General features: G+C 67.6%; 19 protein-coding genes. 13 read left to right on the top strand and 6 right to left on the bottom strand.

Annotated elements, in window-relative coordinates; translation table 11 throughout:
* Positions 1 to 241: 241 nt before the first annotated feature.
* From H7U32_RS04355 to rpmH, 5 genes are all read right to left on the bottom strand, one after another.
* Positions 242 to 763: a Jag family protein gene (locus H7U32_RS04355; RefSeq protein WP_204468400.1), complete on the bottom strand. Its 522-nt coding sequence runs from the start codon at positions 761 to 763 to the stop codon at positions 242 to 244.
* Positions 764 to 955: 192 nt separating this feature from the next.
* Positions 956 to 1,972 (bottom strand): membrane protein insertase YidC, encoded by a 1,017-nt coding sequence (gene yidC, locus H7U32_RS04350; protein ID WP_204468399.1) that lies wholly within the window; start codon positions 1,970 to 1,972, stop codon positions 956 to 958.
* 2 nt (positions 1,973 to 1,974) lie between these two features.
* The gene (gene yidD, locus H7U32_RS04345; RefSeq protein WP_204468397.1) at positions 1,975 to 2,316 is read right to left on the bottom strand and encodes a membrane protein insertion efficiency factor YidD; all 342 of its coding nucleotides are present in this window, start codon (positions 2,314 to 2,316) and stop codon (positions 1,975 to 1,977) included.
* Positions 2,313 to 2,675: a ribonuclease P protein component gene (gene rnpA / locus H7U32_RS04340; RefSeq protein WP_204468395.1), complete on the bottom strand. Its 363-nt coding sequence runs from the start codon at positions 2,673 to 2,675 to the stop codon at positions 2,313 to 2,315. The genes yidD and rnpA overlap by 4 nt, the downstream gene beginning before the upstream one ends.
* Before the next feature lie 29 nt (positions 2,676 to 2,704).
* Positions 2,705 to 2,839: a 50S ribosomal protein L34 gene (gene rpmH / locus H7U32_RS04335; protein WP_007054596.1), complete on the bottom strand. Its 135-nt coding sequence runs from the start codon at positions 2,837 to 2,839 to the stop codon at positions 2,705 to 2,707.
* A 390-nt stretch (positions 2,840 to 3,229) separates the two neighbouring features.
* On the opposite strand from rpmH, the gene dnaA reads away from it, so the two are divergent.
* From dnaA to H7U32_RS04285, 10 genes are all read left to right on the top strand, one after another.
* Positions 3,230 to 4,786 carry a chromosomal replication initiator protein DnaA gene (dnaA, locus tag H7U32_RS04330; protein WP_239457497.1) on the top strand — a complete coding sequence of 519 codons (1,557 nt, stop codon included), beginning with the start codon at positions 3,230 to 3,232 and terminating at the stop codon, positions 4,784 to 4,786.
* An 875-nt stretch (positions 4,787 to 5,661) separates the two neighbouring features.
* A complete protein-coding gene (gene dnaN, locus H7U32_RS04325) occupies positions 5,662 to 6,786 on the top strand; it encodes a DNA polymerase III subunit beta (protein WP_204468393.1) in 1,125 nt (374 codons plus the stop codon).
* A 145-nt stretch (positions 6,787 to 6,931) separates the two neighbouring features.
* Complete coding sequence (gene recF, locus H7U32_RS04320; protein WP_204468457.1) at positions 6,932 to 8,065, top strand: DNA replication/repair protein RecF; 1,134 nt, start codon at positions 6,932 to 6,934, stop codon at positions 8,063 to 8,065.
* Positions 8,058 to 8,543 (top strand): DciA family protein, encoded by a 486-nt coding sequence (locus H7U32_RS04315; RefSeq protein WP_204468391.1) that lies wholly within the window; start codon positions 8,058 to 8,060, stop codon positions 8,541 to 8,543. The genes recF and H7U32_RS04315 overlap by 8 nt, the downstream gene beginning before the upstream one ends.
* Before the next feature lie 276 nt (positions 8,544 to 8,819).
* Positions 8,820 to 10,871, top strand: a complete 2,052-nt coding sequence (gene gyrB, locus H7U32_RS04310) for a DNA topoisomerase (ATP-hydrolyzing) subunit B (RefSeq protein ID WP_440201434.1) — start codon at positions 8,820 to 8,822, stop codon at positions 10,869 to 10,871.
* Positions 10,872 to 10,922: 51 nt separating this feature from the next.
* Positions 10,923 to 13,574, top strand: coding sequence for a DNA gyrase subunit A (gene gyrA, locus H7U32_RS04305; protein ID WP_239457503.1), 2,652 nt, complete (start codon positions 10,923 to 10,925; stop codon positions 13,572 to 13,574).
* Positions 13,575 to 13,631: 57 nt separating this feature from the next.
* Positions 13,632 to 14,156, top strand: coding sequence for a DUF3566 domain-containing protein (locus H7U32_RS04300; RefSeq protein WP_204468385.1), 525 nt, complete (start codon positions 13,632 to 13,634; stop codon positions 14,154 to 14,156).
* A gap of 415 nt (positions 14,157 to 14,571) precedes the next feature.
* A complete protein-coding gene (locus H7U32_RS04295) occupies positions 14,572 to 15,030 on the top strand; it encodes a MarR family winged helix-turn-helix transcriptional regulator (protein ID WP_204468383.1) in 459 nt (152 codons plus the stop codon).
* 66 nt (positions 15,031 to 15,096) lie between these two features.
* Positions 15,097 to 16,935, top strand: a complete 1,839-nt coding sequence (locus H7U32_RS04290; protein WP_204468382.1) for an ABC transporter ATP-binding protein — start codon at positions 15,097 to 15,099, stop codon at positions 16,933 to 16,935.
* Entirely contained in the window at positions 16,932 to 18,836 is a 1,905-nt protein-coding gene (locus H7U32_RS04285; protein WP_204468380.1) for an ABC transporter ATP-binding protein, read from the top strand. Before H7U32_RS04290 ends, H7U32_RS04285 begins: the two co-directional genes overlap by 4 nt.
* A gap of 165 nt (positions 18,837 to 19,001) precedes the next feature.
* On the opposite strand, the gene trhA is transcribed toward H7U32_RS04285, so the two are convergent.
* The gene (gene trhA, locus H7U32_RS04280; protein ID WP_239457496.1) at positions 19,002 to 19,817 is read right to left on the bottom strand and encodes a PAQR family membrane homeostasis protein TrhA; all 816 of its coding nucleotides are present in this window, start codon (positions 19,815 to 19,817) and stop codon (positions 19,002 to 19,004) included.
* Positions 19,818 to 20,034: 217 nt separating this feature from the next.
* On the opposite strand from trhA, the gene gdhA reads away from it, so the two are divergent.
* The 3 genes from gdhA (at position 20,035) to H7U32_RS04265 (ending at position 23,724) form a co-directional block, all read left to right on the top strand.
* Positions 20,035 to 21,381: an NADP-specific glutamate dehydrogenase gene (gene gdhA, locus H7U32_RS04275; RefSeq protein ID WP_204468377.1), complete on the top strand. Its 1,347-nt coding sequence runs from the start codon at positions 20,035 to 20,037 to the stop codon at positions 21,379 to 21,381.
* A 478-nt stretch (positions 21,382 to 21,859) separates the two neighbouring features.
* Positions 21,860 to 22,354, top strand: a complete 495-nt coding sequence (locus H7U32_RS04270; RefSeq protein WP_239457495.1) for a LytR/AlgR family response regulator transcription factor — start codon at positions 21,860 to 21,862, stop codon at positions 22,352 to 22,354.
* On the top strand, positions 22,342 to 23,724 hold the full coding sequence (locus H7U32_RS04265; RefSeq protein ID WP_204468375.1) for an ATP-binding protein: 1,383 nt from the start codon (positions 22,342 to 22,344) through the stop codon (positions 23,722 to 23,724). Before H7U32_RS04270 ends, H7U32_RS04265 begins: the two co-directional genes overlap by 13 nt.
* The last annotated feature ends 17 nt before the right edge of the window (positions 23,725 to 23,741 follow it).

The following is a 23,741-nucleotide window of genomic DNA, read 5'->3' as shown; positions in this document are numbered from 1 at the left end:
ACATTCATCGCCCTCAGCTCCTCCTCTCAAATAGGAGGAACCCAGCGAATCAGCGGGGGCACCACCGACTATGGGCTTACGACCACGCGCCAGTCGCTAAGTCCACCTCATAGTTTAGACCACCTTCTGGGTAACTTCAGCAATATGCCAGCTACGTAACGTTCACCGGGCGTGTCGATGGAAAGCGTTCAGTGCAGGCTGTGCAGCTGCAAGATGCCCGCATGCTTTCGAAACGCGCTGATTAGGCCTCGTCCTCGTCTTCCGTGTCGGCATTCGCACGCAGGTAGATGGTGACGTAGCGGTGCGGCTCCTCGCCGTGGGAGCGGGACTTGAGCCCCTCCTCGCGCACCACGTCGTGGATGACCTTACGCTCGAAGGAGTTCATCGGCTTCAGGTCCACCGGCTCGCCGGTGTCGCGCACCTCGTCCACCGCGTCGAGCGCGATGTCGTGCAGGCGCTGGCGCTTGCGCTTGAGGTACCCGTCCACATCCACGATGAGCTTGGAACGCTCGCCGGTCTTCTGCTGCACGGCCAGGCGGGTGAGCTGCTGCAGCGCATCCACCACCTCGCCGTTGCGTCCGATGAGGCGCTTGATGTCGGTGTTGTCATCGGCCACGATCTGCACCATCGGGCGGCCGTTGCGGATGCCCATCTCGATGTCGCCGTCGTAGTCGGCGATGTCGAGCAGGCCTTCGAGATAATCGGCGGCGATGTCAGCCTCGTCGTTGAGCTGATCGATCGTGCGGTCGTCATCCTGAGCCATGTCGTTACTCCTTGGGTCGGCTGTTGTTGGTCAAGTCTAATCGCCCGCGGCAGGGCTCGCCGGCGTTCTCCCATGAACGCGCTGGGGCGGCCGTGCCGGGGACTTGGATCGTTGTTCCACGTGGAACATGCGGATCGATCCGCGCCTGGGAAGCGAAGGCCGCCGCGGCGCGAGTCCGCGGCGGCCCGGAGGTCACTTCTTCTTCTTGCGCTTGCGCTGGGGCTGCTGGCGCTGGTAGCCCTGGGCGGCGCGCTGCTCGGCCTCCTCCTTGGCCTTGACGAGGGCCTCCTCCTCGAGGGAGGGCAGGCCGGCCTTGGCGCGGCGTGCGTTCTCCTTGCGGTGGTCGCGCTCCTCCTTCTCCTTGGCAGCGGGGGAGCCGGGCGTCGGGAACTCGTGGATCTGCCACATCGAGCGCAGCAGGTTCACGATGTTGTTCGTCAGCCAGTACACGAGCACGGCGAAGGGCATCATGATGCCGGAGAAGATGTACATAATCGGGAACACCCACAGCATCATCTTCTGCGTGGTGGCGGCCGGGCCGACCAGGGTCTCCTGGTTCATGTTGCGCTTCATCGAGTTGAACTGCATGAACCACATGCAGGCGCACATCAGCGCCACGAACACACCCATGACGACCTTGCCGGTCACGCCGGCGGTGGTGAAGGTGTCGGTCACGTTCACGCCGAACACCGTGGTCTGCGCGAACTCCTGCGCCGTGGCCTTGTCGAAGGCGCCGAGCGTGCCGCGGTCGTATTTGCCGCGCGCGATGTACGGGATGGCGGAGAGCACGTAGAACATGCACATGAACACCGGGCCCTGGATGAGCATCGGCAGACAGGACCCCGCCGGATTGGCGTGGTTGTCCTGGTAGAGCTTCATCATCTCGCGGCTCATGGCCTCTTTGCTGGCCTGGTCCGTCTTGCCCTTGTACTTGTTCTGGATCTTCTGCATCTTCGGCTGCAGCGCCTGCATCTTGCGCATCGACTTCATCTGCCGGTAGAACAGCGGGAAGATGCACGCGTGCACCACGAGCACGAGGAAGACGATGGAGAGCACCCACGAGAAGCCGACCGGGTTCATGCCCAGCAGCTTCAGGAACTCATGGAACAGGTTCATGATCTGCGTCATCAACCATTCCAGCGGGGTGAGGATCTTATAGAGCCATCCGAAGAAGCTCTGATCCAACATGAATTGGTCTTGCATTGGCATGTTCAGGCCTTTCCCTGATTCTCCTGGTCCGGCCGGTCCTCCCGGGATTGCCAGGCCAATGGCACCAGGCGCGGTTCCTCGTGCGCCTTGGACCATCGGAACCGGTAGAACACGGAATAGCGGCGCGGCACATCGTCGATGCCCCCGTAGCTCCACGGGCGGCAACGCAGCAGGCGCAGCGCGGCGAGCAATCCGCCGCGGCAGGCGCCGTAGCGCTCCAACGCCTCGAGCGCATAGTTGGAACAGCTCGGGTAATACTTGCAGCGCGGCACGGCACGGTTGGCCGAGAACCGACGCTGGTACCAGCGCACCCCGCGGATCATCGCCCGGGCCGCGCGGCTCATCGCGCCTGCGCCGCCTTGCGGGCGACGGCCCGGAACGCGGAGGCCACCTGCTCGTCCAACGAGTCGAAGGCGGCGTCGCGCGCGCTGGGCATGGCGCGCATCACCACGTCGCAGCCGGCGGGCAGCAGCTCCTCATGCCGGCGCGCCAGCACGCGGAAGCGGCGTTTGACCGCGTTGCGCGTCACAGCGTTGCCGACGGATTTGGATACGGCAAGCCCCATGCGCCGTGCCTGGGGCGCAACGGCACCCGTATGCGAATCGTCGCGCACCAGGAAGTGCACGACGATGTCGTTGCGGGCCGCCCTGCGCCGACCCTTGAGCACGGCGACGAATTCCCGATGGCTGGTAAGCCGTTCCACCGTGGTCGCGCCGCTCGCCGGACTGTGGATCAGGCGGACAGGGACTTGCGGCCCTTGGCGCGGCGGCGGTTGATCACGGCGCGGCCGGAACGGGTGCGCATGCGTAGACGGAAGCCGTGCTTCATGTGACGGCGGCGGTTATTCGGCTGGAAGGTCCTCTTCATTTCTGTTGCTCCTAGGTCTGTTCAGCCACGCTCGCGCGCGGCTCTCACGTGAGTCAAGCTCTATCAACCTACCCTCACCCATACCCTACGGTCAACGGGACGGCCGCGTGTTCGCGATGCGGCGGCGAGGGAACGGGGGCTTGCGTCGGGCCAGCGGGCCGTCTCCAATCGGCCGCGCGCAGCCCCGCATGCCGCCCGGCACAGGCCCGCAGCGGCTCCGCACGGAGCCGGAGTTATCCACAAATTACACGGTTGTTATTCACAATCGAGGCGGGACAACACGCGAGCCTGTGGATAACGACGGTGGATAACTCGCGCACTTTTCCACGTCTCGGAGTATCAATGAGGTGTTTAACCGTTGGCGGCATCCCGCGCACGGGAGCGCAGCACATGAGAAAGGGGGCCGACGTGGCCGAATCGTCCCACGACCCCGCCGTCGAGGCGGGCCGGATCTGGTCCGACGCCCTGACGCTCCTCAAGCACAACTCCGCGCTGAGCGCGCGCGACAAGGGATGGCTCGAGGGCGTGGTCCCCGAGGCGGTGTTCGGCACGACGATCGTGCTGTGCGTCGCCAACGCCGAGACCCAGCGGGCCCTGCAGACGGATATGAGCCAGCATCTGGCCGAGGCGCTGCGGATGGCGAGCGGGGCGGACATGTTCCCCGCCTTCAAGATCGCCCCCGAGGCGATGCCGGTCCGCGCCGCCGAACCGGCCCCGGTCATCGCGCCGGCCCCGTCGGTCGAGTTCCCCCGGCAGACGCCGGCGATGCCGGAGGGCGAGGCGGTCGCCTCCTACCCGTCCCATGCGCTAAGCGACGCGAGCCTGCCGCCGGCGCCGATGGCGGCGCCCCAGCCGGCGGCCTACCCGGCCGGCAACAACCGGGTGATCCAGGATCCCGAGACGCATCTGAACAAGAACGCCACCTTCGACAACTTCGTGCAGGGCTCGTCGAACCGCTTCGCCCGCACCGTCGCGATGGCGGTGGCCGAGGGCACCGGCAGCAACTACAACCCGCTGTGCATCTACGGCGGCTCCGGCCTGGGCAAAACGCATCTGCTCAACGCGATCGGCAACTACGCGCTGGCCAAGGATCCGAGCCTCAAGGTCCGGTACGTGACCAGCGAGGAGTTCACCAACGAGTTCATCGACTCGCTGCGCAGCCCGACCAGCGGCAAGGGCCAGGTCAGCGAGTTCAACCGCCGCTACCGCGAGGTCGATGTGCTGCTCATCGACGACATCCAGTTCCTCGGCGGCAAGAACGAGACGCTCGAGCAGTTCTTCTACACGTTCAACACGCTGCAGCAGGCGAACAAGCGCATCGTCATCGTCTCCGACGTGGCGCCGAACAAACTCAAGGGCTTCGAGGAACGCCTCATCACCCGCTTCAACTCGGGCCTGACGGTGGACGTGCAGCCGCCCGACCTCGAGACGCGCATGGCGATCCTGCGCATGATCGCCTCGAACAACCGCTACACGATCCCGGACGACGCGCTCGAGCTCATCGCGCAGCGCTTCACCGAGAACATCCGCGAGCTCGAGGGCGCGCTCACCCGCGTGACGGCGGTCGCCTCGCTGAGCAGCCAGCCGGTCACGCGCGCGCTGGCCGAGCAGACGCTCGCCGATTTCTTCACCATCGACGTGGAGATCAAGCCGACCGACATCATCGGCCAGGTGGCCAAGTACTTCCACATCACCTTCGACGACATCGTCGGCCGCGGCCGCACCAAACAGGTCAACCAGGCCCGTCAGGTGGCGATGTACCTGACGCGCGAGATGACGAGCATGAGCCTGATGGACATCGGCGCCGTGTTCGGCGGCCGCGACCACACAACGGTGATGCACGCCTACGACCGCATCTCCCGCGAGATGCAGGAGAAGCAGGAGATCTACAACTACGTCACCGAGCTCACGATCCGCCTGAAACAGCATCCCTCCGGCGACGGCTGACGCCCGATTGCGCCGGTTCAGGCCGGTTCCGCGGCCTGTTTTCTGGCCATAGTCCGCCCGATTCCGTCCAGGAGAGGCCCGCACAGCGACGGTTTTCGGCCACTTTGCCATACCGACCGACGGTATGCGCAAGGGGCGCCGATTTCCGTCCCCAGAACGCTCTGAGCCAGACGGCACCCCGCGCACTACACCGGCCTTCCGGCCAAACACCGAGCGGACGCCTCTCCGCGCGCCAAACAGCCGCGCATCCAGCGCCCGCTCAGTCGCCAAACCAGTCGCGCCACCGCGCTTCCCACACCATCCGCATGGACCGCCGCATGGCGTTTCTGCAAGCGACCCGTCCAGCACAATCGCTCCCACAGACCGATTCCGGCGTTTTTGTCCATCGCCCGCCGCCCGAACGACAAAACCCGCGATTTTCGTCTCCAGGAACGATTCTCCCAGCCGAGACACGCCGAGCGGAGGCCCGATTCCCACCCCGAGTTATCCACAACGTTATGCACAATTGTGGGCAAAAACTGAGGATAAGCCGTGGAAAACGCCCGGTGCGTTGTGGATAACTCGCCCCAATCTGGGCATGGCTTGTGGATAACTTTCCGCACCCCGCCGCCATTGTGGATAAGTCGGCCAGTTATCCACAGCCTCTCCAGAAGTTATCCACAACGATCCACTGCCGCTGCGCCGTTGCGCCGCGCGCCCTGAAGGCACTTATCCACAGTTTCCACCGCCCTTATGATGATGACTATCTGTGGTTACTTAACGGCAACCATCATCGCCACGCCTTCCGGCCCAACCTTGGCGCGCAGGGCTCCTCCCGACCCCGGATAGAATGAACCGCAAGACACAAGCGAACCCGTTTCCGCAGGAGGAACCCCATGAAGGTCGAAGTCGATACCGCAGCCCTGGCAGACGCCGTCGCGTGGACGACGCGCGTCATCGACGCGCGCCCGTCCAACCCGATCCTGGGCGGCGTCAAGCTCGAGGCCGCCGACGGAACCCTGCGCCTTGCTGCCTTCAACTACGAGATCTCCGCCCGCCACCACATCGAGGCCGGCGTCGACGAAGCCGGCGTGGCCCTCACCCAAGGCAAGCTGCTGGCGGACATCACCAAGTCGCTGTCCGCGGAGAAGACCTACCTCGCCACCGACGGTTCCACGCTGACCATCGCCTCCGGCAAGTCGCACTTCACGCTGCAGCTCATGCCGGAGACCGAGTACCCGGATCTGCCGGTGGTGCCGGCCAAGCTCGGCCAGGTGGATGCGCCGACCTTCGTGCAGGCCGTGGCCCAGGCCTCGGTCGCGGTCTCCCGCGAGGAGAACCGCCCGGTGCTCACCGCCGTGCGCATGCAGTTCCAGGGCGACAAGGTGATCATGACCTCCACCGACCGCTTCCGCCTGGCCCGCGCCACCTTCACCTGGACGCCCGCCGATCCCGAAGTCGACGCGATGACGCTGGTGCGCGGCTCGCTGCTGCGCGACGTGGCCCGCTCCCTCGACGAGCACCAGAACGTGGTGCTCGACTTCGACCCGGAAACCGCCTCGCTCATGGGATTCGAGAACGCCGGCCGCGTCTCCACCTCGCAGCTCATCGACTCCGAGTTCCCGGCGGTCGACCGCCTCTTCGCCGACGACTATCCGATCCAGGCGGTCATCGACCGCCAGTCGCTGATCGCCGCGATCAAGCGCGTGGCGCTGGTCGCCGACCGCAACGCCCCGGTCCGCATGGCGTTCTCCGGCCAGGAGCTCACGCTGTCCGCCGGCGCGGTGGACGAGGCCCAGGCCGTCGAAACGCTGGACATCGACATGGACGGCGAGGACATCACCGTCGCATTCAACCCCTCCTACCTCATCGAGGGCCTGTCCGCGATCAGCGAGCCCTTCGTGCGCATGAAAATGACGACCGCCGTCAAGCCGGTCGAGTTCAACGGCCAGCAGGAGGCCGACTCCGACGAGTCCACCGACTACCGCTACCTGCTGGTGCCGATGCGCTTCACCAACTGACCCCGCCGCCGGCCGCCACTGGCCGCCGGCCCAGCCCGGCCCCGCAGGTTGCAGGAATGAAACCGCGGGGCCGAAGCATGGATTGCAAAAATGAAACCCCTGGCGTTCCGCCCCCGGAACGCCGCCAACCGTGAGGACCACCGCCGTGCACATCTCGAGACTGGCGCTCGACCACTTCCGCTCATGGGGGTCCTGCGTGCTCGACCTGGCCCCCGGCGTGAACATCCTCTTCGGCGCCAACGGGCTGGGCAAGACGAACCTCGTCGAGGCCGTCGAGGTGCTCTCCACCGGCGCCAGCCACCGCGCCACTTCCTCCCGTCCGCTCATCGAACGCGGGCAGAGCAAGGCCACGGTCCGCGCGAACGTCGAGGACGTCGGCCGCACCGTCACCTACGAGGTGACCGTGGCGGCCCGCGGCGCCAACCGCGGCCGCATCAACTCCGGCGCCAGCCTCTACATGCGCGACATCGTCGGCCAGGTCCCCTCCGTCGTCTTCGCGCCCGAGGACCAGCGGCTCGTCCAGGGCGACCCCGCCGCCCGCCGCACCTTCCTCGACCAGGCCGGCGCGCTGCTCGTGCCCGGCTACGCGGCCCGGCTCCAGACCGTCGCGCACATCGCCCGCCAGCGGGCCGCGCTGCTCAAGCAGCTCGCCGACCGCGGCCCCGCCGCCGGCCCCGACCCGGCCCTGGCCGGCCTGGAGGTGTGGACCGGCCAGTTCATCGAGGCCGGCGTGGCCCTCACCCGCGACCGGGCCGCGCTGGCGGACCGGCTCGCCGCCCCGTTCCGCCGCATCTACGCCGAGCTGGCGGGCGGCGACGACGGCGCCGGCCTCGCCTACGAGCCCTCTTTCGCGGAGGTGCTGGAGCCCGGCGACCCCGCCCCGCGCATCGCCGAGCACTTCCGCCGTCTCTACCCGGGCGAGGCCTCCCGCGGCGTCAACCTCATCGGTCCCCAGCGCGACGACCTCGCCGTCACGCTCGACGGCGCCCCCGCGCGCGAGTACGCCTCGAACGGCGAGGTGTGGACGCTGGCGCTGGCGCTCAAGCTCGCGATGTACGAGACCGTCGCCGACGCCACCGGCACCCGGCCCATCGTCATCCTCGACGACGTGTTCGCCCAGCTGGACGACGCCCGCCGCGCCCAGATCCTCGGCTTCGCCCGCGGGCAGGACCAGGTGCTCGTCACCGTGGCCGCCCCCGGCGACGTGCCGGAGGCGGCGGCCGGGCAGGCCCGCCTCATCGACGTGGCCGCGCTGCGGAAGGCCGCCGACGATGCCTGAGCCACCGATCGGGGCGAAGCTTGGGCTCGACCCCCGCAAGCTGCCCGCGCAGGTGTTCGAGCGGCTCGACGCCCGCGCCGGCGTCATCCGCGACCGCCGGCGGCGCGCCGACCTGGCCATCGAAAGTTTCGGCAAACCCGGCCGCGACCCGGCTGCCTTCGCGGCGGTCGCGGGCGCCATCGCGCTCAACGCCGACTGGATCCCCCACCTGCGCATCGCGCAGCTCAACGACCACTGGGACCAGGTGGTCGGCCCCGCCATCGCCCGGCACACCGTCGTCGACTCCTACGACGAGGCCGAGGGCGTGCTCACAATCCGCGCCCAGTCGCAGGCCTGGGCCACCCAGCTCGCCTACCTCGTCCCCCAGCTCAAGGCGACCATCGCGGCCCGGCTGGAGGGGCTCGTCGTCGAACGGATCCGCGTCACCGGCCCCCAGACCGGCTGGACGCGGCGCAAACGCGCCTACTCGCGCGGCTAGCGGCGGGCCCGCCTCCGGGCTCGCCTCCGTGCGGCGGGCACGGAGGCGTGGATGTGATGGTGTGAGGCACAAAATGGCGGTCATATGGCCTTCGTCGTCTCAGACGAGTAGAATCACGGGCAGTATGGTCAAAGCGCTCTGAGGGCCGTTTGCGGACGTTCTGGGGCGTGATGGGACCGCGAGCACCCCGCGCGCGAGGGGTAGGAAGGACCACCTGTGGCAGAGCAGGATCAGGAGCTCAGCAAGGAAGAGCAGCTCAAGGCGGCGGCCGAACGCATCGAAACCAGTGAACTCCAGTCCGGCGAGCTCGACTCGACGATGACCCCCGAGCACTACGACGCCTCCGACCTCAAGGTGTTGGAGGGCCTCGAGGCGGTGCGCATCCGCCCGGGCATGTACATCGGCTCGACCGGGCCGAGGGGCCTGCACCATCTGGTGTACGAGATCGTGGACAACTCCGTGGACGAGGCACTGGCCGGCTACGCCTCCCACATCGAGGTGACGATCCTGCCGGACAACGGCATCTCCGTGACCGACGACGGCCGCGGCATCCCCGTGGACGAGGTGCCCGGCGAGGGCATCTCCGGCGTGGAGACCGTGATGACCAAGCTGCACGCCGGCGGCAAGTTCGGCGGCGGCGGCTACGCGGTCTCCGGCGGCCTGCACGGCGTGGGCATCTCCGTGGTCAACGCGCTGTCCACCCGCGTGGACATCGAGGTGCGCCGCCAGGGCTTCCACTGGACGCAGACCTACCTCGACCAGCGTCCCACCGCCCGCCTGGCCCAGGGCCAGCCGATGGCCGAGGGCGAGTCCACCGGCACCACCGTGACGTTCTGGGCGGACCCGAAGATCTTCGAGACCACCGTCTACGACTTCGAGACGCTGCGCGCCCGCTTCCAGCAGATGGCCTTCCTCAACAAGGGCCTCAAGATCACGCTGACGGACCTGCGCGAGGTGGACGACGCCGGCGACGAGGTGGCCGGCGCCGCCGGGGACGGGACCGGCGCCGAGGGCGGGCCGAAGCACCGCACCGTCACCTACCAGTACGCCAACGGCATCAAGGACTACGTCGACTACCTGGTCAAGTCCCGCAAGGCCACGCCGGTGGAGGCCGAGGTCATCGACTTCGACGCCGAGGACGTCAAGATCGGCATCTCCGCCGAGGTGGCGATGCAGTGGACCACCGCCTACTCCGAGTCGGTGCACACCTTCGCGAACACCATCGCCACCACCGAGGGCGGCACGCACGAGGAGGGCTTCCGCGCCGCGCTGACCACGCTGGTCAACCGCTACGCGCGCGAGAAGAACATCCTCAAGGAGAAGGACGAGAACCTCTCCGGCGACGACGTGCGCGAGGGCCTGACCGCCGTGGTGTCCGTCAAGCTCACCACCCCGCAGTTCGAGGGCCAGACCAAGACCAAGCTCGGCAACTCCGAGGCCAAGACCTTCGTGCAGCGCGTGATGACCGAGAAGCTCGGCGACTGGCTGGACGCCCACCCCACCGAGGCGAAGAACATCATCCAGAAGGCCATCGAGGCCTCCCGCGCGCGCATCGCCGCCAAGAAGGCCCGCGAGAACACGCGCCGCAAGTCGATCTTCGAGTCCGCCGGCATGCCGGACAAGCTCAAGGACTGCCAGTCGAGCAATCCGGAGGAATGCGAGCTGTTCATCGTGGAGGGCGACTCCGCAGGCGGCTCCGCCATCCAGGGGCGCAACCCGATCACGCAGGCGATCCTGCCGCTGAGGGGCAAGATCCTCAACACCGAGCGCGCCAGCATCGACCGCATGATGAAGTCGGACACCATCGAGTCGCTCATCACCGCGGTGGGCGGCGGCTACGGCGACGACTTCGACCTGTCGAAGGTGCGCTACCACAAGGTCATCATCATGGCCGACGCCGATGTGGACGGCGCGCACATTGCCACGCTCAACCTGACGCTGTTCTTCCGCTACATGCGCCCGATGATCGACGCCGGCTACGTGTACGTGGCCATGCCGCCGCTGTACCGGCTCAAGTGGACCAAGGGACCGCACGACTTCGTGTACACCGACGCCGAGCGCGACCGCGTGCTCGCCGAGGGCAAGGCCAAGGGCCGCCAGCTGCCCAAGGGCGAGGGCATCCAGCGCTACAAGGGCCTGGGCGAGATGAGCTACCAGGAGCTGTGGGAGACGACGATGGACCCCGAGCGCCGCATCCTCAAGCAGGTGACGATCGAGGACGCGGCCGCCGCCGACGAGACCTTCTCGATGCTCATGGGCGACGAGGTGGAGCCCCGCCGCCTGTTCATCCAGCGCAACGCCCGCAACGTCAACTGGATCGACGCCTGAGTTTTACAGTAGGAGAACACAACAGTGGCAGACGAAACGAACAGCAGCGGCATGGGCGACCAGTTCGTCCCGGACGGCTCGATGGAACCGCTGAGCCCGCAGGAAGCCGACAACACCGACTACGGCCTGATGACCGGTGAGCGCATCCAGCGCACCGACCTGCAGAAGGAGATGCGGGAGAGCTACCTCGCCTACGCGATGAGCGTGATCGTGGACCGCGCCCTGCCGGACGTGCGCGACGGCATGAAGCCGGTGCACCGCCGCGTGATCTACGCGATGTACGACGGCGGCTACCGGCCGGACCGCGGCTACAACAAGTGCTCGCGCGTGGTCGGCGACGTCATGGGCAAGTACCACCCGCACGGCGACTCCGCGATCTACGACACCCTGGTGCGCATGGCCCAGAGCTGGTCGATGCGCTACATGCTCGTGGACGGCCAGGGCAACTTCGGCTCCCCGGGCGACGACCCGGCCGCCGCCATGCGTTACACCGAGTGCCGCATGGCGCCGCTGAGCATGGAGATGGTGCGCGACATCGACAAGGACACCGTCGACTTCGTGCCCAACTACGACGGCAAGACGCAGGAACCCACCGTGCTGCCCTCGCGCTTCCCGAACCTGCTGTGCAACGGCTCCTCGGGCATCGCCGTGGGCATGGCCACGAACATCCCGCCGCACAACATGCGCGAGGTGGCCGACGGCGTGCACTGGGCGCTCGACCACCCGGACGCGACCAACGAGGAGCTGCTCGACGCGCTCATCGCCCGCATCAAGGGCCCCGACTTCCCGACCGGCGCCACGATCCTGGGGCACAAGGGCATCGAGCAGGCCTACCGCACCGGCCGCGGCCTGATCACCATGCGCGCCGTGGTCAACACCGAGGAGATCAAGGGCCGCATGTGCCTGGTGGTCACCGAGCTGCCCTACCAGGTCAACCCCGACCGTCTGGTCGTCTCGATCCGCGAGGCCGTGCGCGACGGCAAGATCCAGGGCATCGCCGACATGCGCGACGAGACCTCCGGCCGCACCGGCCAGCGCCTGGTGCTCGTGCTCAAGCGCGACGCGGTGCCGAAGGTGGTGCTCAACAACCTGTACAAGCATTCCGCGCTGCAGCAGACCTTCGGCGCGAACATGCTGGCGCTGGTCGACGGCGTGCCGCGCACGCTGAGCCTCGACGCCTTCATCCGCCACTGGGTGAACCACCAGCTCGACGTGATCGCCCGCCGCACCGCGTACCTCAAGCGCGAGGCCGAGGAGCGCGACCACATCCTGCAGGGCTACCTCAAGGCGCTCGACATGATCGACGAGGTCGTGGCCCTGATCCGCCGCTCCCCGGACGCCGACGCCGCCCGCACCGGCCTTATGGAGCTGCTCGACGTGGACCAGACGCAGGCCGACGCGATCCTGGCCATGCAGCTGCGCCGCCTGGCCGCCCTGGAACGCCAGAAGATCCTCGACGAGCACGAGGAGCTCATGCGCCGCATCGCCGACTACGCCGACATCCTGGCCAAGCCGGAGCGTCAGCGCCGCATCGTGGGCGACGAGCTCGACGAGATCGTGGAGCGCTACGGCGACGACCGGCGCACCAAGATTCTGCCGTTCTCCGGCGAGATGAACGTGGAGGACCTCATCCCCGAGGAGAACGTGGTCGTCACCGTCACCCACTCCGGCTTCATCAAGCGCACCAAGGCGGACGAGTACCGCGCGCAGCACCGCGGCGGCAAGGGTATCAAGGGCACCCGCCTGCGCGAGGACGACGTGGTGGACCACTTCTTCCTCACCTCCACGCACAACTGGCTGCTGTTCTTCACGAACAAGGGCCGCGTGTACCGGATCAAGGCCTACGAGCTGCCCGAGGGCTCGCGCGACTCCAAGGGCCAGCATGTGGCCAACCTGCTGCAGTTCGCGCCGGACGAGACGATCCAGACCGTGCTGTCGATCCCGAACTACGACGTGGCGAAGTACCTGGTGCTCGCCACCCGCTCCGGCAAGGTCAAGAAGACCGCGCTGGCCGAGTACGACTCCCCGCGCCAGGGCGGCCTGATCGCCGTGCGCCTGATGGGCGGCGACGAGGGGACCGGCGAGGGCGCGGACGAGCTCATCGGCGCCGCGCTGTGCAATCCGGAGGACGACATCATCCTCGTCTCCCGCCAGGGCATGAGCCTGAAGTTCAAGGCCGACGACGACCAGCTGCGCCCGATGGGCCGCCAGACCGCCGGCGTGCAGGGCATGCGGTTCCGCCCGGGCGACGAGCTGCTGGCGATGGACGTGGTCTGGGGCGACACCGACAAGGACCTGCTCGTGGTCACCGACGAGGGCTTCGCCAAGCGCACCGCGATCGGCGAATACCGCCGCCAGGGCCGCAACGGCCTGGGCGTCAAGGCCGTGCAGCTGGCCGAGGGGCGCGGCTCGCTGGTGGGCGCGCTGGTCGTCGGCGACGGCGACCAGGTGATGGCCATCATGAAGTCCGGCAAGGTGATCCGCTCCGACGTGGACGAGATCAAGCGCACCGGGCGCAACACCCAAGGCGTGATCCTGGCCAAGCCGGACAAGGGCGACTCGATCCTGTCCATCGCGCTCAACGCGGAGAAGGACGAGGAGGACGCCGAGGAGCAGGCCGGCGAGACCGGTGCGGCCGACGAGACCGGCGTTCCGCAGGGGCCGGCCGAGGGCCAGGCCCAGGCCGGCGACGGGCAGGCCTGAACGTCGGCGAAGATTGGTAGTCTCGCCTAGGGATTGCAACAGCAAGGAGACACGAACATGAGCGACAACCTCGAAGAGCAGGCCCCGGTCGTCGACCCGTTGGCCGGCCGGTCCGGCGCCAACGGCGGGCAGGAGCACGGACCGCGCGTGGCCCGCTCCGTGTCCTCCGCCCCGGAGTCCCAGCCGGTGCGCAAGGCGACCAAGCGCCGCGGCACCCCGCGCGCCCGCCGCATGAGCCTGTCGCTGACCCATATCAACCCGTGGTCGGTGGCCAAGGTCTCCTTCATGCTCTCCATCGCGCTGGGCATCATCCAGATCGTGGCCGTGGCCCTGGTGTGGCTGCTGCTCGACGTGGTCGGCGTGTTCAACCAGATCACCTCGATTGTCGCCTCCACCGGCCTCGACGCCGGCGGCTTCAACCTGGACAACGTGTTCAGCATCAGCACGGTGCTCAGCGCCGTGACGATCTTCTCGATCGTCGAGGTGGTGCTTTTCACGCTCATCGCGGCCATCGGCGCCGCCCTGTACAACGCGGTCTCCGCGCTGGTCGGCGGCATCCACGTCACCCTCGGCGACGACTGATCCACCGCCGCTGCGCATAAACCAAGCTTTTCCCAGGACAGTCCGCACAGGCGGCCCGCGGGACCTTCGGGTCCTACGGGCCGCCTGTTTTTTCTCCCAGCGGGCTGTCCTGTTTCTTCCGGCGGGCTCCGGGCGGGCTGTCCTGGGCCCCTCATACGGCAAACCGTACTCTGAGTGCGTCTCAGCGTACGGTTTGCCGTAGTTTTACGGTCCTCATGCGGCGAACCGTACTCTTGCGGCGCGTAAGCGTACGGTTTGCCGTATGAGGGGGCTGGGCGGGGACGGGCGACACACGCGCTTGCGATTGTCCGAGTTCGGACTAGAGTGGCCAATTGTCTGTAATCGGACCAACGGTCGACCATCGGCGCACAGGCGCCCGCATGGCGCGGCCCGGGCGGCGGAAAGGAACCAGGCGATGACGGACAACGGCTTTGCCCTGCTGGAACGGTTCAACCGGACGCTGCGGGAACTGGACCGGGTCTACCACGAGATGGCCCGGACCAGCGGGCTCTCCGACTGCGCGTTCTGGACCATGTACGCGCTGTACGGGGCCGAGGAACCCCTGCCGCAGAAGGAGATCTCGCAGACCTGGCAGTACAGCAAGCAGACGGTAGCCTCCGCGCTGCAGCAGCTCGTCCGGCGCGGCCTGGTCCAGGTCCGGCTCGCCGAGGGCAGCCGGCGCGACAAGGTCATCGAACTGACCGACGAAGGCCTCGGGTTCGCGCGGCGGCACCTGCTGCCCGTGGCGCAGGCCGAGCAGGCGGCGCTGGCGGGACTGGGCGCCGAGGGAGCGGAGGAGCTCCTCGACCGGCTCGACGGCTACACCAGCCTGCTCGGCACGCTCGCCGACGAACGCGGCCTGTGCGGCGCCTGAGGCGCGCCGGCCGGATCCCGACACAGCCCCGACGAATGCGGAGACGAAGGAAGGAGTGACGCCCGCATGAGATTGCTGCTGAGATTCCTCAAACCCTACGCCGGTCTGGCGGCGGCGACGCTGTTCGCGCTGCTGCTCGACGTGGCCGGCGCGCTGTTCGTGCCCACGATCCTCGCCGAGATGATCAACGTCGGCGCCGAAGGCGGCACCGAGCACATTCTGCCCACCGGCATGCTCATGCTCGCCGTCACCGTGGTCTCCGGCGTCGGTGCGCTGGTCGGCAGCTACCTGTGCGCCAAGCTGTGCGCCAACGTCGGCCGTGACATGCGCAACGCGATCTACGATTCGACGCTGCGCTTCTCCGACGGCGACTTCAATCGCTTCGGCACCGGCTCGATGATCACCCGCACCCTCAACGACGTCAACGTGATCCAGCAGGCCGTGATGATGAGCTTCCAGATGCTCGTGCCCGTGCCGATCATGTGTGTGATGGGCATCTCGCTCTCGTTCATGCTCGACGTGACCATGGGCTGGCTGCTGCTGGTCACCGTGCTCATCGTCGTGGCGATCACCGTGGTCGTGGTGGTCAAGGCCGCGCCGATCTTCGACAAGCTGCAGCGCTTCATCGACCGCATGAACGTGGTGCTGCGCGAGAACATCACCGGCGTGCGCCCGATCCGCGCCTTCGGCCGCGAACGCCACGAGCGCAAGCGCCTCGACACCGCGTTCTCCGACTACGCCGGCAGCGCCATCAGGGTGAACCTGCTGTTCGCCGGGCTCGACAGCTTCTCGTTCTTCTTCATCAACATCATCATCGTCGCGGTGATGTGGGTGGGCGGCGACCGCGTGGGCATGCACGCCATGCAGATCGGCGACATCACCGCCCTCATCGAGTACTCGATCCTCATCCTCTTCTACATCATGATGGCCGGCTTCGTGATGTTCATGGTGCCGCGCGCCTTCATCTGCCTGGGCCGCGCCAAGGAGGTCATCGACCTGAAGCCGTCGATCGCGGACCCGGAGGGCCCCGACGCGACCGAGGGCCGCAACGCCGCGCTCGCCTGGCAGAAGCAGCCGAGCTACCTCGCCCAGGGCGAGGCGAGGGCTGCGCTCGACGCGGCCCATCCGAAGGTCGCCTGCTTCAACCACATGACCTTCCGTTTCTCCGATGCCGCCGAGGACACGCTGCAGGACCTCACGTTCTCCTGCCGCCGTGGCCAGACCACGGCGATCATCGGGCCCACCGGGTCGGGCAAGTCGACGATCGCCCGCCTTATGCTGCGTCTCATCGACGCGACCGACGGCCGGGTGCTGCTGGAGGGCCGCAATGTGACGACGATGACGCAGGCCGAGCTGCGTGACCACATCGCGTATGTGCCGCAGAAGGCGTGGCTGTTCTCCGGCACCATCGCCGAGAACCTGCGCTACGGCGACCCCGACGCCACCGACGAGGAGCTCTGGCATGCGCTCGACGTGGCCCAGGGGTCGTTCGTCCGGGAGTTGCCCGACGGGCTGGACTCGCGGGTGGCGCAGGGCGGCACGAACTTCTCCGGCGGCCAGCGGCAGCGCCTCGCCATCGCGCGGGCGCTGGTCAAGAAGGCCGACCTGTACATCTTCGACGATTCGTTCTCCGCGCTCGACTTCGCCACCGACGCGAAGCTGCGCAAGGCGCTCGCCACGGAGATCACGGACGCGGCCGTGCTCATCATCGCGCAGCGCGTGAGCACGATCGTGCACGCCGACCAGATCATCGTGCTGGCCGACGGCAAGGTGCAGGGCCGCGGCACGCACGACGAGCTCATGCGGACCTGCGCCACGTACCAGGAGATCGCGCGCTCGCAGATGCGCGCGGACGACGCGGACGGAACGGACGGAACGGACGGAACGGACGAGGTGGTGAAATGACCGAGAACGAGAAGACCAAGGCTCCCGCTGGCGGGAGCTGGCACGGCGAAGCCGCGGCTGAGGGCGGTCGCGCCGCGGCCAGCAGCGCCTCCCAGCCCTCCACGGACCCCTACGAGGAGGAACTCGAGGTCCCACGCAACCTCTGGGCCACCGTGCGGCGGCTGTGGGACGTGGCCAAAGCGCAGCACTGGCGCATCTTCACCGTGTGCGTCGGCATCGTGTTCTACGTGGCGGCCACGCTCGCCGGTCCGATGTACACCGCATACCTCATCGACCTGATCTGGGACAAGGTACAGGCCGCCTGGCACGGCGGCGAGACCTTCCGCATCACCTGGAGCGACGGCGGCATCCAGATCGTGGGACTGTTCGTGCTGTACACGCTGCAGTGGGGCTTCTACTCGCTGCAGACCTTCGTGATGGCCGGCTTCGCCGAACGCATCAACCTGGTGCTGCGCAACCAGGTGGGGGAGAAGCTCACCCGGCTGCCGCTCCGGTACTTCGACGCGCACCAGCCGGGCCGCATCATCAGCCGCGTGACCAACGACCTCGACAAGATGAGCGAGGTCATGCAGACCGGCCTGCTGCGCCTGCTCACCGCCATCGGGCAGGTGACCGGCGCCGTGATCATGATGGTCACGATCAACGTGTGGTTGGCGCTCGTGTTCCTCGTGTTCGCGGTCGGCTCCGGCTTCGTCACGCGCGTCGTGGCCGCCAAGACGCTCGTGCTGGCCGCCGAACGCCAGAGCGCGGTCGGCGAGCTCACCGGGCATGTGGAGGAGGCGTACTCCGGGCGCGCGATCATCCGCTCCTTCAACCAGGAGGGCGCCAGCTCGGCGCGCATTCACGAGGCCACGCAGAAGGTGGCGGACACGATGCGCCGCGCCGACTTCATGACCAACGCGATCAGCCCGGCCATCCGCCTGATCGTGCGCCTCTCGCAGGTCGCCATCGCAGTGATGGCGGGCATGATGCTTGTGGCCGGCCAGCTCACGGTGGGCGTGTTCCAGGCCTTCTTCCAGTACATCAACCAGGCGAGCGAGCCGCTGACGCAGATGTCGTTCACGATCAACTCGTTGCAGTCGGCGCTCGCCTCCGTGGAACGCGTGTTCGACATCCTGGACGAGGAGGAGATCGAGCCCGAGCCCGACCCGGCCGAGGCCGTGGCCGAGCCGGTCCGGGGCCGCGTGGACTTCGAGCACGTGCGCTTCGGCTATGACCCGGACCGCCCGCTCATGAAGGACGTGAGCTTCACCGCCGAGCCCGGCCACCGCACGGCCATCGTCGGCGCGACCGGCGCCGGCAAGACCACGCTCATCAACCTGCTCATGCGCTTCTACGAGATCGACGGCGGGCACATCCGCCTCGACGGCGTGGACACGCGGCGCATGAACCGCACCGAGCTGCGCAGCTGCTTCGGCATGGTATTGCAGGACGCGTGGCTGTTCGACGGCACCATCGCCGAGAACATCGCCTACGGCCGGCCGGACGCCACGCGCGAGGAGATCGTGGCCGCTGCGAAGATGGCGCGTGTCGACTACTTCGTGCGCACGCTGCCCGACGGCTATGACACGCGCCTGTCGAACGACGCGGAGAACATCAGCCAGGGCCAGCGCCAGCTGCTCACCATCGCCCGCGTGATCCTATGCGACCCGCGCATCCTGATCCTCGACGAGGCCACCAGCTCGGTGGACACCGCCACCGAGCAGGAGATCGGCAAGGCTATGGACACGCTCATGCACGGGCGCACCAGCTTCGTGATCGCACACCGCCTCTCGACGATCGTGGACGCCGACCTCATCCTGGTCATGGACCACGGCACAATCATCGAGCAGGGCACGCACCGCGAGCTGCTCGCCGCCGACGGCGCCTACGCCAGGCTGTACAACTCGCAGTTCGCGTAGGCGCGGGGTCCGGGCGCGGGGGCGCGGGCGCGCCATCCTTGTCTTCCCGGACGGCAAGATTTTCGTACATCTTGCCGTCCGGGAAGACGAGATAGGCGACCCGCCGTCGGACCGATGGGCCGGCGGAATCGCATGGAACCCGCGCGGTGTTTCCCGGACCTGGGCTCACCGCATCGCGCAGACGGTGAGGAACATCGCCACGACGTGGCAGGCGTAGCCCGCCACGGTGCCGAGGTGGAAGAGCTCGTGATAGCCGAACCAGCCGGGCACCGGGTTCGGGCTGCGCCGGGCGAAGCAGACCGCGCCCGCGATGTAGCAGGCGCCGCCCGAGGCGATGAGCACGGTGCCCGCCGGTCCGATGAACGGGTTGGTCCACATGAACGGCAGCAGGACGACGGGCGCCAGCCCCAGCACGATGTAGATCACGGTGAACAGCACGTCCTTGCCGTCCGGCCAGATGACATGGCAGACCGTGCCTGCGATGGCCGCCGCCCACACCACGGCCAGGTACGGCCATCGGATGCGTGGGTCGAAGGCCATGAGGAACGGGGTGTTCGTGCCGGCGATGATGAGGAAGATGTTCGAGTAGTCGATCTGCCGCAGCACCCGTTCCACGGCCATCGGCCAGCGTCCGTGGCCGATGTGCAGCAGCGCGCTGTTGCCGAAGAGCAGGATCGCGGTCGCCGCGAACACGCTCACGGCCGTCTTCATCAGCGCTCCGCGCGCGAGCACGATGAGCACCACCGATGCGGCGATGCACAGCGGGAACGTGACCAGGTGCAGCACACCGCGCAGCTTCGGCTTCGCGGCCAGCAGGCGTGCCTTGGCGCGCCTGGCCTGCGCGCGCAGACCGGCCTCGTGCCCGGCGCGCAGCTTCGCCACCGTGGTCGTCGGTCGGCGGGCGGGGCCGCGGCCGGTCCGCCGGCGGCTCATGCGCCGCATCGGCTCCGGGGTGGGCTTGGTCTTCCTGCTGGTCGTCATCGTTATCCTGCTCATCCGAACGATTCCGGCCGCGCTGGGGTGCGCGGCCGTCTTCCTCCAGCATAGGGACCCAACCTACGCCCCCGTAACCTGCTTCGCCCACAGGCGACCGGCGCGGTCCGCGGACAATCTGTGGACGGCCTGTGGGCCCACTTCGGGGGTGTGCCTACAATCGGAACCGTTGTATTGACACACTAACCCAAAGGGGAGTTACACCATGCTCACGAACGAGTATGTCAAGCGCGTCTATGCGCAGGTCGAGCGGCGCGATGGAGACCAGCCCGAGTTCCTGCAGGCCGTGCAGGAGGTCCTGGAAAGCCTCCAGCCGGTGGTGGAGAAGCACCCGGAGTACGAGAAGGTGGGCGTGCTGGAGCGTCTGGTCGAGCCGGAGCGTGTGGTCAAGTTCCGCGTGGCCTGGACCGACGACGAAGGCAAGGTGCAGGTGAACCGCGGCTACCGCGTGCAGTTCAACTCCGCGATTGGCCCGTACAAGGGCGGTCTGCGCTTCCACCCGTCCGTCAACGAGGGCGTGATCAAGTTCCTCGGCTTCGAGCAGATCCTCAAGAACAGCCTGACCACGCTGCCGATGGGTGGCGGCAAGGGCGGCTCCGACTTCGACCCGAAGGGCCGCTCCGACGCCGAGGTCATGCGCTTCTGCCAGGCCTTCATGACCGAACTGTGCCGCCACATCGGCCAGTTCACCGATGTGCCGGCCGGCGACATCAACGTGGGCGCCCGCGAGATCGGTTACCTGTTCGGCCAGTACAAGCGCATCCGCGACGAATACTCCGGCGTGCTCACCGGCAAGGGCCTGGAGTTCGGCGGCTCGCTGGCCCGCACCGAGGCCACCGGCTACGGCCTGTGCTACTACACGGCCGAGGCGATGCGCGTGCTCAGGGGCGACTCCTTCGAAGGCAAGACCGTGGTCATCTCCGGCTCCGGTAACGTGGCGATCTTCGCCACCGAGAAGGCCCAGGCCCTGGGCGCCAAGGTGGTCACTGCCTCCGACTCCAACGGCTACGTCTACGACCCGAACGGCATCCAGCTCGACGTGGTCAAGGACATCAAGCTCGGCCACCGCGGCCGCATCAAGGAGTACGCCGAGCGCGTGCCGGGCGCCGAGTACCACGAGGGCTGCGCGGGCGTGTGGACCGTGCCGTGCGACATCGCCCTGCCGTGCGCCACGCAGAACGAGATCGACGAGGCCTCGGCCGAGGCGCTGGTGAAGAACGGCTGCACCGTGGTGTGCGAGGGCGCGAACATGCCCTCCACCCCGGAGGCCATCGCCGTCTACCAGAAGAACGGCCTGCTGTACGGCCCGGCCAAGGCCGCGAACGCCGGCGGCGTGGCCGTCTCCGGCCTGGAGATGAGCCAGAACAGCTACCGCCTGAGCTGGACCTTCGAGGAGGTCGACGCCAAGCTCAAGTCCATCATGGAGACCATCGTCGCTGATTCCCTCGCCGCCGCGAAGGAGTACGGCCACGAAGGCGACCTCATGCTCGGCGCCAACGCCGCCGGCTTCGTCAAGGTCGCCAACGCCATGGTCGCCCAGGGCGTGCTCTGAGCCGGTTCCTGGGCTGACTGAACAGCCCTGAGGGGCCGGGGATGTCGCATCCGTTTCCACCTGGCAAACGGATGCGACATTTCGTGCCGTCGATCTGTCGCATCTGTTGAATCCCAGTAAACGGATGCGACACTGTTCCCCGGGATACTGTCGCATCTGTTGAACCCGGTAAACGGATGCGACACCCACGTCTGTGAATCCGGCATATGGATCCGACCGACCCTGGGAAGGGAAACCCGAGACCCGCCACGCCCTAGCGCCGATGCTAGGATGACGCTACGATGCGGGCAACGGGACACGAAAGGGGTGGCATCGATGCTGACGGTGGCTCTGGTCGAGGACGAGCAGATTGCCGCGGACCGTCTATGGGCATGCCTGGAGCGGTACGGGCGCGAGCACGGCGTGCAGTTCGACGTGACGGCGTTCGCGGACCCCACGGCCTTCCTCGACCCTTACCGTCCCGTCTGGGACCTGGTGCATGGACATCGAGATGCCGAACATGGACGGCCTGGAAGCCGCCCATCGCCTGCGCGCCCTCGACCAGCGCGTCGTGCTCGTGTTCGTGACGAATATGGCGCAGTTCGCGGCCAAGGGCTATGAGGTGGACGCGCTCGACTACATCATCAAACCCTTTGCCTACGCCGATTTCGAGCGCAAGATGGCCCGCGCGGTCAAGCTGTGCGAGGCGGATTCCGACGCGGTGGTCATCGCGCGGCGGGGCGGCTCGCAGCGCGTGCTGCTGCGCGACATCGCCTACGTGGAGGTGCGCGGGCACAACCTGGAGTTCCATGCGGAGACCGGCGTGGTCACCGGGTCGGGCGCGCTGCGCGAACTGGCGGCGACGTGCTGCCCATCGGGCGCGCGTTCCGCAAGGAGTTCCTGCAGGGGCTCGCCGAGGGACTGGGGGACGAGCATGTGCGGTGACGCCGCCGCCGTGTGCCGGAGCTGGGAGGCGGTGCCATGGATGGGCTGATCGCGTTCCTCGACATCAACGGCCTGGTGCTGGAGCTGATCGTCGCCTCGGCGTTGACCGCGTTCCGTGCGCCGCGCAAGCCGCGCTTCGCCCTGCGCGTGGCGGCGTGCGTGGCTGGGATGCTCGTCATTTCGCAGCTGTGGGGCATGCTGGTTCCCGCCACCACGCCGTTGCTGATTCTGCGCTGCATGGTGTGCTACGCCCTGTACGGCGTGGCCCTGGGCCTGTGCCTGCGGACCACGGCGCCGCAGGCGCTGTTCCTGCTGGCCGAGGCGACGGCGCTGCAGCATTTCGCCTACCGCATCGCCGACCTGGCCCGCATGGGCGCCGGCGTGGCCATGGGAATCCCGGATCCGGCGGGCACGGTGTACCTTGCCGTCAACGCCGCCTATGCGGCCGCGCTGGTGCCGGCGTATGCGGTGGGATACCTGCTGTTCGTGCGTCCGCTGCGCGGAAGGAACGTCGACCAGGTGCTGCGCCGGCGCTTCCTGCTCATGGTCATCGGCGTGATGCTGTGCATCAACGTGTTCACCACGATCGTCAACGGATCCGGCCTGCAACACTCCGCGCCGCGCACCTTCCTGACCTTCGCCGTGTTCGACCTGCTCAACTGCGTGTTCCTGCTCGCCCTGCTGCGCGAGATCGTGGAGCATGAGTCCGCCGAGCGCGACACCGCGATGATGCGCCAGCTCATGAACCAGCAGAAGGCCAAGTTCGACAGCGACAAGGCCACGATCGACCTGATCAACGTCAAGACGCACGACTTGAAGAAGCGTCTCGCCACGTTGGGCGGGCGCATCCCCCAGGAGGAGATCGACGGGCTGACCTCACTGGCCGGCATCTACGACGCCACCGTGCGCACCGGCGACGAGACGCTGGACGTGCTGCTGCCGAACCGGTCGCTGATCTGCGAGCAGCACGGCATCCAGTTCGACCGGATCATCGACGGCGCGAAGCTCGCCTTCATGAAGCCGGGCGACATCTACTCGCTGTTCGGCAACGCGGTCGACAACGCCATGGAGGCCGTGGAACGGCTCGGTGACCCCTCGCGCCGGTGGATCCGCATGAAGGTGGCCGAACGCAAGGGCATGGTGGTCGTGCACATCGAGAACCCGTACGCCGGCGAACTGCGCTTCCACGAAGGCCTGCCGGTCACGGTCAAGGCCGCGGTACCACGGCTTCGGCATGCGCTCGATGCGCATGGTGGCCGAGCGCTACGGTGGCGCACTGTCCGCGCGCGCCGACAATGGGGTGTTCCGTCTCAACGTGGTGCTGCCGTTGCCCGCCTGATCCCGGGTCGGCGATGTCGTTCATGGCGCGAAACGCGCCGCTTGCGCCGCCGGCGTTGCCGCCGGCCGTCCTCCGCGTGACTCTGGAACCGTAGCCG

The sequence above is a fragment of the Bifidobacterium pullorum subsp. saeculare genome (genome assembly GCF_016899725.1).
Classification (GTDB): Bacteria; Actinomycetota; Actinomycetes; order Actinomycetales; family Bifidobacteriaceae; genus Bifidobacterium; species Bifidobacterium pullorum_C.
The sequence above is the reverse complement of the archived record's forward strand: the minus strand, read 5'-3'. Positions and strand labels throughout refer to the sequence as shown.

Coding starts and splice junctions, on each gene's coding strand:
- gdhA (WP_204468377.1), top strand. CDS start 20,035: ATGCTCACGAACGAGTATGTCAAGCGCGTCTATGCGCAGGTCGAGCGG.
- yidC (WP_204468399.1), bottom strand. CDS start 1,972: ATGCCAATGCAAGACCAATTCATGTTGGATCAGAGCTTCTTCGGATGG.
- H7U32_RS04290 (WP_204468382.1), top strand. CDS start 15,097: ATGAGATTGCTGCTGAGATTCCTCAAACCCTACGCCGGTCTGGCGGCG.
- rpmH (WP_007054596.1), bottom strand. CDS start 2,839: ATGAAGAGGACCTTCCAGCCGAATAACCGCCGCCGTCACATGAAGCAC.
- trhA (WP_239457496.1), bottom strand. CDS start 19,817: ATGACGACCAGCAGGAAGACCAAGCCCACCCCGGAGCCGATGCGGCGC.
- dnaN (WP_204468393.1), top strand. CDS start 5,662: ATGAAGGTCGAAGTCGATACCGCAGCCCTGGCAGACGCCGTCGCGTGG.
- H7U32_RS04265 (WP_204468375.1), top strand. CDS start 22,342: ATGGATGGGCTGATCGCGTTCCTCGACATCAACGGCCTGGTGCTGGAG.
- H7U32_RS04300 (WP_204468385.1), top strand. CDS start 13,632: ATGAGCGACAACCTCGAAGAGCAGGCCCCGGTCGTCGACCCGTTGGCC.
- H7U32_RS04270 (WP_239457495.1), top strand. CDS start 21,860: ATGGACATCGAGATGCCGAACATGGACGGCCTGGAAGCCGCCCATCGC.
- gyrA (WP_239457503.1), top strand. CDS start 10,923: ATGGGCGACCAGTTCGTCCCGGACGGCTCGATGGAACCGCTGAGCCCG.
- H7U32_RS04355 (WP_204468400.1), bottom strand. CDS start 763: ATGGCTCAGGATGACGACCGCACGATCGATCAGCTCAACGACGAGGCT.
- H7U32_RS04285 (WP_204468380.1), top strand. CDS start 16,932: ATGACCGAGAACGAGAAGACCAAGGCTCCCGCTGGCGGGAGCTGGCAC.
- H7U32_RS04295 (WP_204468383.1), top strand. CDS start 14,572: ATGACGGACAACGGCTTTGCCCTGCTGGAACGGTTCAACCGGACGCTG.
- yidD (WP_204468397.1), bottom strand. CDS start 2,316: ATGAGCCGCGCGGCCCGGGCGATGATCCGCGGGGTGCGCTGGTACCAG.
- H7U32_RS04315 (WP_204468391.1), top strand. CDS start 8,058: ATGCCTGAGCCACCGATCGGGGCGAAGCTTGGGCTCGACCCCCGCAAG.
- dnaA (WP_239457497.1), top strand. CDS start 3,230: ATGAGAAAGGGGGCCGACGTGGCCGAATCGTCCCACGACCCCGCCGTC.